We start from the raw sequence: 5,843 nt of genomic DNA, 5'->3' as shown, positions 1-5,843 counted from the left end.
CGGCCTGAGCCCTCACGCCATGCGTCGAACTTCGATCCACTCCACCACACGCCCGCGGCGGTCTCTGCGTACCGGAAGAGCTGCGGCGGCACTGTCGGTAGGGGCTCGTAGTTCTCGATTCCAAAAGTGAGCACCGGCCTGCCTTCGATCCACTCCGAGCTGACGACGACGAGATCGACGGCGACGGGGCCGACGTCACGGAGAGCGTCGAGGAGATCGGGTGTCGGCGTCGCGCGTGAGTGCTTCACCGCGAGGACAGCATCCACCACGGCGTCAGGGCCAAGAGGTCGAGCATCGGCGGAGACGAGTTTGCGCCCGATGGGGATCAAGGTCACGTCTTCACCGCCTCATGCTGGAGCGGCTTGCCCCTCCAGCGCCCTCCCCAGAATCCAGCCATCGTGTGTGGCCTCGCCTCGGATGCGTACGAGCGACAAACGGTCAGCACTGGGCAGTCAGCGCAGATCGAAGCCAGCTCGGTGGAGGTGGCTGAGCTACGACCGTCTGAGATGAACCGGTCGTCGCCGTCGCACGCGGGCGCGAGTACCAGGAGGGCTCGGCTCAGCTCCGCCCAGGCCGCTGCTGCGCTCATCGTCGTCCAGGGAAGTACTTGGCGACGAGGTCGGAGACGAGATCCGCAGGGAGTCCGGCCATTTCGCGGAGAAGGCCCTGTTGGTCGAGGAGAAGCACGTGCAGCGTCCCGCCCGGCTCGCGGAGGTAGAGCTGACTCCGCTCGTGGCTGGAGTCGATTGCGATGTCCCAATCGACTGGTACGCGCACACGCTTGCCGTCGATGAAGACGGGGACCAAGGTGCTCGTCGCGGGCACCTTCGGCGGGTCTACGAGAGAGACCCCCGTGGCGGCGTCTGCACGCGCCTGAGCGCTCGACTTGGTGCCCCGTGCCCCTGGGGTAGCCGGGTGCGCCGTACGTCCGCGGGGAGCCTCCCACAGCAGCCAGGGATCGGGCGCGGCGTACACACCGGGATGCTTCACCCACGGCGCGCGGGGGTGGATCTTTCTGGCTGCTCTGCTGCTGCTCATCATGACTCCAGGTAGTGAGAGACCGACCCCTCACGAGGGTTTCGACCTCACTGCCAGCTTCCCCATGGGGGTGGTTTGTGAGGGGCCGGGGCTGAGGGGGTGGCCCCGCGACGTGTCCGAATCCGCCGCGGGGCCGGGTGCCAGGTGAGGATTCTGAAACTCACCCAGCGGTACCCGTGCAGGAGGCCAAGGAAGGAGCGCGGCTGCACGGGAGTCTGCGGGTCAAGGCGGCGGAAGGTGATCGCCGCGGACGAGCTTGGCGAAGTCGTCCAGGCTGACGATGGCGTACGCCTGTTCGATGGGCTGCTCGGACCTCCACTGGATGAGTGCGCCCAGCATGGTGCCCCTGATCGCGGCGGTGCGCTGCGCCATCTCCAGATCCTCCGAGATCCGGAACGGGCGGAGCCGCGAGGTCACTTTCAGATCTACGCCATCGAGGGCGAGATCAGGGTCCAGTGCATCTTCCCCCAGCGAGTCCGACAGGCTCGTCGGCGTGCGCTTCGACGTCGAGGGGATGCCTCGGGCGTCCAGGTAGAGGCTCACGAGATCGCGGACGGCTGTGTGCACCGACCTGCTCTTGTTGCCGTACGCCGCGGGCATCAGTAGCTCGTCCGAGAAGGGCCGAGGTTCGGACCGCCAGTGGTCGCGCTCGCCGCGATGCGCTGCTGCTGCGCGTCATAGTCGGCATCGCCCTTGATCGTCGCCGTGATCGTGGACGTCGTCGGCGCGGCCCCGTAGACGCGCTGCACGTCGTCCAGGGCCACGGCGCGGCGCTGCGGGTTCGGTTCGTTCCACGCGGCCTTCCGTGCCGTCTCACGGGCCTCTGCCCACTCGCTGGAGCCGTATTCCCAAGGCTCGATGCCCTCGGGCGGCTCGCCCGGTGCCAGGAAGATTTTCCCCCAGCGGCGGAGCTGCCGGTCGGGGTCGTGGACCATGGACGTCCAACCGGGGCGACCGTGTCTGTCGCGGTCGGCGGCGACCATCTCCGCGGTGACCACGATGCGGTCGCCGCGGGTGAGGAGGAGCGGCGGGAGACCTCCCCAAAGGGATGCGGTGCGCGAGATCGAGAGGCCGGTGGCCAGGGCGTGGATGACATCGCCCGCCTGGACCACAGGCACGGCGGTCTCGCTCTTCTGGTGAGTGGCGACTTCCGCGCGCAGTCGGTCCAGCTTCTCGCTCGGCGTCTCAGTCTGCTTGCTGCTCATGATGCGATCTCATTTCTTGATTCAGGGAACTGCTCGCGGATCTCATCTGCGAGGAGCGGGCGGTGCATGCTCTCCAGCTCGTCTGCGATGGCCTGGACGGCGACAGAGCCCTCACGGGCGAGGCGCACGACTGCGACGCTCAGGTCACGGTGCGCGCTCCGCTGCGTGATCTCGAATTCGGAGGTCTCCCCGCTCGTGGCGAGGATCGACAGGGCGCGTAGCTCGCTGTCTCCAGCTCGTAGGACGCCTGCACGGTCGCCTGCCTCGGCGGCTTCGATAGCGGTGCTCCGTGCTCGCTCCGCGATGTCGGAGATCCGGCCCACCACGGAGGTGTAGTCCAGGCCGGTGGCGCGCTCAGCCTGCTGCTGGAGTTGCGCGGGAAGGTGCCCACCCTTCAGGTGGTGCGTGATCGACTCGCGTCCGGGGGCCCAATCCTGCTTGGCAATGCTGGAAATCGAGCTGCCTGCGGCGAGGGCGGTCTCCAAGGCTGTGCGCTGCGCGGAGGGGAGAGAGCACACCGCGCACGGTCTCCCCGCGCTGCGGGTACGTGCTGCGGTGATCTCGATGCTCATGTACTAAGTAATCGACCGCACCGTCATCGTTCGGTCATCAGCGACCGATACCCGGTCCTCTATCGCGCGCGTACGCGCTAACCCATAGCCCCACGGCGGAGAAGATCATCAAAGTCCAGGGGCGGCTGACAGACGCCGGTCACCTCCCACGCGCGGCGGCGGAACGCCCCAGCCTCCAGCTCGTGAATGAGCGAGAGGGCGTCTGCGTCACCGGCGTGAACCGATGCCCACAGGCGAGAAGCGCTATTCGTGCCGTTCGCGCTAACCCGATCCTTCGTGATGTAGTCCACGGCAATGCTGAGGTCTGTCACCACGCGGACATGCTGCCCCTGAGGCCCGGCGTCGATGTCCAGCGCTTCGGCCTGCTGGAGGAAGCGATCTCGGAGGGATAGCGCGAACGCGACGGAATCCTCCCGGCTCTTCGTTTCTGAAAATACGATCAGGCTGTGAGCATGCACGTGCCACGCTTCACTGCCCCGCTTGGGCTCGATGGCGCGAGCGCTTCCGGCTACGCCCCTGCGCCTCAGCCATCCGCCTTTGAGGGTCGCTGCGAGGACCTGTGAGAGGTCTCCCCACTGCGGCCTGAGCGCCCGTCCGGGCGTGCTGGAAATCGTGGCGGTCCACATGAGTGCGGTGCCGTGGTGCTGGCTCCCCAGAGCGCTCATCAGGTCTCTACGGTGCTGGCTGGCCCGGCCTGTCGAGCAGACGGCGCAGAGCGCCGAGCCGCACTTGTGGCCGACCTGCCCGCAGTTGCGGAGCTTGCTGCGTAGCGAGTAGACCCTCTGAGTCGCGTTTAGTGCGTAACGCGCATCATGTGCGGTGCCTATAGTTACCGTGTCTTGATGGATGGACAGTGACCGCGCTCGCCGGAGGAGCCGTGCGCGACGCGCGTCGGCACGCTCGTTTCGGGCTCGCTGCTCGCGAGTGAAGGGTACCCGGCGAGGGGTGCGAGGGAGTACGACGGCAGGTAGGCTGAGCATAGAGATTCCTTCGCCGCCCGTGTCCTGGCAGACCGGGCGGCTTTCTCGTATCCGAGCGCCCACCCGAGGCGGCATGAGTGTGAAGTTGGCTTAGCCCCTACCCGGCGAGACTACTCCGTAGGCGGCGCGCTGTCGACCTCGCGGATAGTCCCTCTCATCTGCGCTTAATTAGTGCTGCATACGCGCTAGATGTCCACAGGCTTATCCCCAGGATCGCGCTCGCCGCACTCCGCGCTCACTGAATCGTGACGACTATCGCCGCGACCGCCGCGCCCAGTGACGCTACGGCGACGATCAGCGAGCTGATTGAGATCCACTTGGAGAAGCGCTGAGCCGCCTCCGCCGAGGCCTGTGCGGCTTTGGCTAGTTCGAGCTGTGTCTCCATCGCTAGCTGAGTGGCCTGAGCAACATCTAGTTGATCCTCTAGCGCGCCGACAACTCGCTTCAGTCGTTTCTTGGTGCCCTCCGCAGCTCGTGCGGTGCGCTGAGCCGCCAGCGTCGTCCGGTATCGATCCTGCGACGCCATCATCTCCGGCGTGATGTTCGGGACCATGTAGCTCATGCAGCGACCCTATCGGTGGGCCGTGAGGTGGGCCGTGATCTACGGCCCACCTTGCTACTGTTGGCCTGAGAGTTCCGCCTGATTTCAGAAATAGCGGGACGATTTGGGCCGATCCGTCTTTATCGCACCAAGTGGGTCGGTTCGCGGTATCCCGTCGTCCGCAGCGAGTTTTGTCCGGCCTGTTCTCGCCCCATCCATAGCAGGCGCTGGGATAATCCCCAGTATGAGCGAGCAGCGCACCCGCCCCGTCGTCTACGCCGTCTGGCTGATCATCGCGAGTGTGGTGGGCTGGTTCGCCGCATTCCAGCTGACGGTCGAGAAGTTCGTCCTCGCGGCCAATCCCGACGCCGTGCTGAGCTGCAACGTCAGCGTGATGATCCAGTGCGGGAAGAACCTCGAGTCGTGGCAGGGAGAGGTCTTCGGCTTCCCCAACCCGATCCTCGGTATCGCCGGGTGGATGGCACCCCTCTTCGTCGGCGTCGCACTGCTCGCCGGCTCACGGTTCCCCCGGTGGTTCTGGCTGACCTTCGGCGCCGGCGTGACCTTCGCCTTCGGCCTCGTCTGCTGGCTGATCTGGCAGAGCATCTACGCCCCCAACCTCGGTGTGCTCTGCCCGTGGTGCATGCTCACCTGGTCCGTCACCATCCCGACCTTCTTCGCCACCATGCTGCACCTGACACGAAACGGCAGCTTCACCGGCAACGAGAAGGTGCAGGAGCGCGCGAACCGGCTGATGGCCTGGGTCCCGCTCGCCACGATCCTCGCGTACGCCGTCGTGATCCTCCTCGCTCAGCTGCGCGGCCTCGACCTCCTCGGCGAGGTCATCGGCATGATCTTCTGAGGCTGCAGCACGGAAAGAGCCCGTCCACCGAGATTCGGTGGACGGGCTCTTCGCATGTGGACGGGTTCTCAGTCGAACCAGATTCCCAGCTCGCGCGCGGCGGACTCGGGGCTGTCGGAGCCGTGCACCAGGTTCTGCTGCACCTTGAGGCCCCAGTCGCGACCGAAGTCGCCACGGATCGTGCCCGGTGCGGCGGTCGTGGGGTCGGTCGTGCCTGCGAGAGAGCGGAAGCCCTCGATCACGCGGTTGCCCGCGAGCCGGATCGCGACAGACGGGCCGGAGAGCATGAACTCGAGCAGCGGCTCGTAGAACGGCTTGCCCTCGTGCTCGGCATAGTGCTCGGCGAGCAGGTCACGGTCGGGCTCCACGAGGCGGATGTCGACGAGGGCGTAGCCCTTCGCCTCGATGCGGGCGAGGATCGCGCCGGTGAGGCCGCGAGCGACGCCATCGGGCTTGACGAGGACGAGGGTTTCTTCGGTGGCCATGTCATTCACTCTCTGTGTCTGAGATCTGCGTGGTCTGAGTCTCGGTCGAGGGCTCGACGGGGCGTCGTGCGTCCAGTCGGGCCCCTCCGATGGTCGCATACGCCCACATCCCGCCGAAAATCAGGACGACGAGCAGGATGGAGGGGACGAAGAACGCCGA

10 protein-coding genes and 1 pseudogene are annotated in these 5,843 nt (G+C 66.4%); 1 reads left to right on the top strand and 10 read right to left on the bottom strand.

The features are described 5' to 3' along the window. The 8 genes from DSP71_RS22540 to DSP71_RS18725 all read right to left on the bottom strand — a co-directional run. Positions 1–335: hypothetical protein (locus DSP71_RS22540; protein ID WP_181800782.1), on the bottom strand; the 335-nt coding region annotated here is incomplete at its 3' end. Beyond that, a complete protein-coding gene (locus DSP71_RS24695; RefSeq protein WP_113681803.1) occupies positions 332–589 on the bottom strand; it encodes a WhiB family transcriptional regulator in 258 nt (85 codons plus the stop codon). The genes DSP71_RS22540 and DSP71_RS24695, both read right to left, overlap by 4 nt. Next, entirely contained in the window at positions 586–1,038 is a 453-nt protein-coding gene (locus tag DSP71_RS18750) for a hypothetical protein (protein WP_147251396.1), read from the bottom strand. Before DSP71_RS18750 ends, DSP71_RS24695 begins: the two co-directional genes overlap by 4 nt. Before the next feature lie 222 nt (positions 1,039–1,260). Then, positions 1,261–1,638, bottom strand: a complete 378-nt coding sequence (locus tag DSP71_RS18745; protein WP_113681801.1) for a hypothetical protein — start codon at positions 1,636–1,638, stop codon at positions 1,261–1,263. Then, positions 1,638–2,243: a hypothetical protein gene (locus DSP71_RS18740; protein ID WP_113681800.1), complete on the bottom strand. Its 606-nt coding sequence runs from the start codon at positions 2,241–2,243 to the stop codon at positions 1,638–1,640. The genes DSP71_RS18745 and DSP71_RS18740 overlap by 1 nt, the downstream gene beginning before the upstream one ends. Continuing rightward, complete coding sequence (locus DSP71_RS18735) at positions 2,240–2,815, bottom strand: hypothetical protein (protein WP_113681799.1); 576 nt, start codon at positions 2,813–2,815, stop codon at positions 2,240–2,242. Before DSP71_RS18735 ends, DSP71_RS18740 begins: the two co-directional genes overlap by 4 nt. 77 nt (positions 2,816–2,892) lie before the next feature. Next, a complete protein-coding gene (locus DSP71_RS18730; protein WP_113681798.1) occupies positions 2,893–3,480 on the bottom strand; it encodes a hypothetical protein in 588 nt (195 codons plus the stop codon). Between the two features lie 550 nt (positions 3,481–4,030). Beyond that, positions 4,031–4,357 (bottom strand): hypothetical protein, encoded by a 327-nt coding sequence (locus tag DSP71_RS18725; RefSeq protein WP_113681797.1) that lies wholly within the window; start codon positions 4,355–4,357, stop codon positions 4,031–4,033. Between the two features lie 223 nt (positions 4,358–4,580). Between DSP71_RS18725 and DSP71_RS18720 the strand changes: the two genes are divergently transcribed. Then, positions 4,581–5,198, top strand: coding sequence for a vitamin K epoxide reductase family protein (locus DSP71_RS18720; RefSeq protein WP_046749244.1), 618 nt, complete (start codon positions 4,581–4,583; stop codon positions 5,196–5,198). A 68-nt stretch (positions 5,199–5,266) separates the two neighbouring features. Here DSP71_RS18720 and ndk read toward each other — a convergent pair whose 3' ends face one another. After that, positions 5,267–5,683 carry a nucleoside-diphosphate kinase gene (gene ndk, locus DSP71_RS18715; protein WP_017830321.1) on the bottom strand — a complete coding sequence of 139 codons (417 nt, stop codon included), beginning with the start codon at positions 5,681–5,683 and terminating at the stop codon, positions 5,267–5,269. Position 5,684: 1 nt separating this feature from the next. Further along, positions 5,685–5,843 (bottom strand): annotated as a pseudogene (locus DSP71_RS24330) (DUF4233 domain-containing protein); the annotation flags it as partial.

The organism is Microbacterium sp. H6 (assembly GCF_003314775.1).
Taxonomy (GTDB): domain Bacteria; phylum Actinomycetota; class Actinomycetes; order Actinomycetales; family Microbacteriaceae; genus Microbacterium; species Microbacterium oxydans.
This window is presented reverse-complemented; position numbering and strand designations above follow the sequence as displayed.

Bases quoted from the DNA above. Each gene is read 5' to 3' on its own strand.
- DSP71_RS18720 (WP_046749244.1), top strand. From the start codon at position 4,581: ATGAGCGAGCAGCGCACCCGCCCCGTCGTCTACGCCGTCTGGCTGATC.
- DSP71_RS18745 (WP_113681801.1), bottom strand. From the start codon at position 1,638: ATGCCCGCGGCGTACGGCAACAAGAGCAGGTCGGTGCACACAGCCGTC.
- DSP71_RS18735 (WP_113681799.1), bottom strand. From the start codon at position 2,815: ATGAGCATCGAGATCACCGCAGCACGTACCCGCAGCGCGGGGAGACCG.
- DSP71_RS18730 (WP_113681798.1), bottom strand. From the start codon at position 3,480: ATGAGCGCTCTGGGGAGCCAGCACCACGGCACCGCACTCATGTGGACC.
- DSP71_RS18725 (WP_113681797.1), bottom strand. From the start codon at position 4,357: ATGAGCTACATGGTCCCGAACATCACGCCGGAGATGATGGCGTCGCAG.
- DSP71_RS24695 (WP_113681803.1), bottom strand. From the start codon at position 589: ATGAGCGCAGCAGCGGCCTGGGCGGAGCTGAGCCGAGCCCTCCTGGTA.
- ndk (WP_017830321.1), bottom strand. From the start codon at position 5,683: ATGGCCACCGAAGAAACCCTCGTCCTCGTCAAGCCCGATGGCGTCGCT.
- DSP71_RS18740 (WP_113681800.1), bottom strand. From the start codon at position 2,243: ATGAGCAGCAAGCAGACTGAGACGCCGAGCGAGAAGCTGGACCGACTG.
- DSP71_RS18750 (WP_147251396.1), bottom strand. From the start codon at position 1,038: ATGAGCAGCAGCAGAGCAGCCAGAAAGATCCACCCCCGCGCGCCGTGG.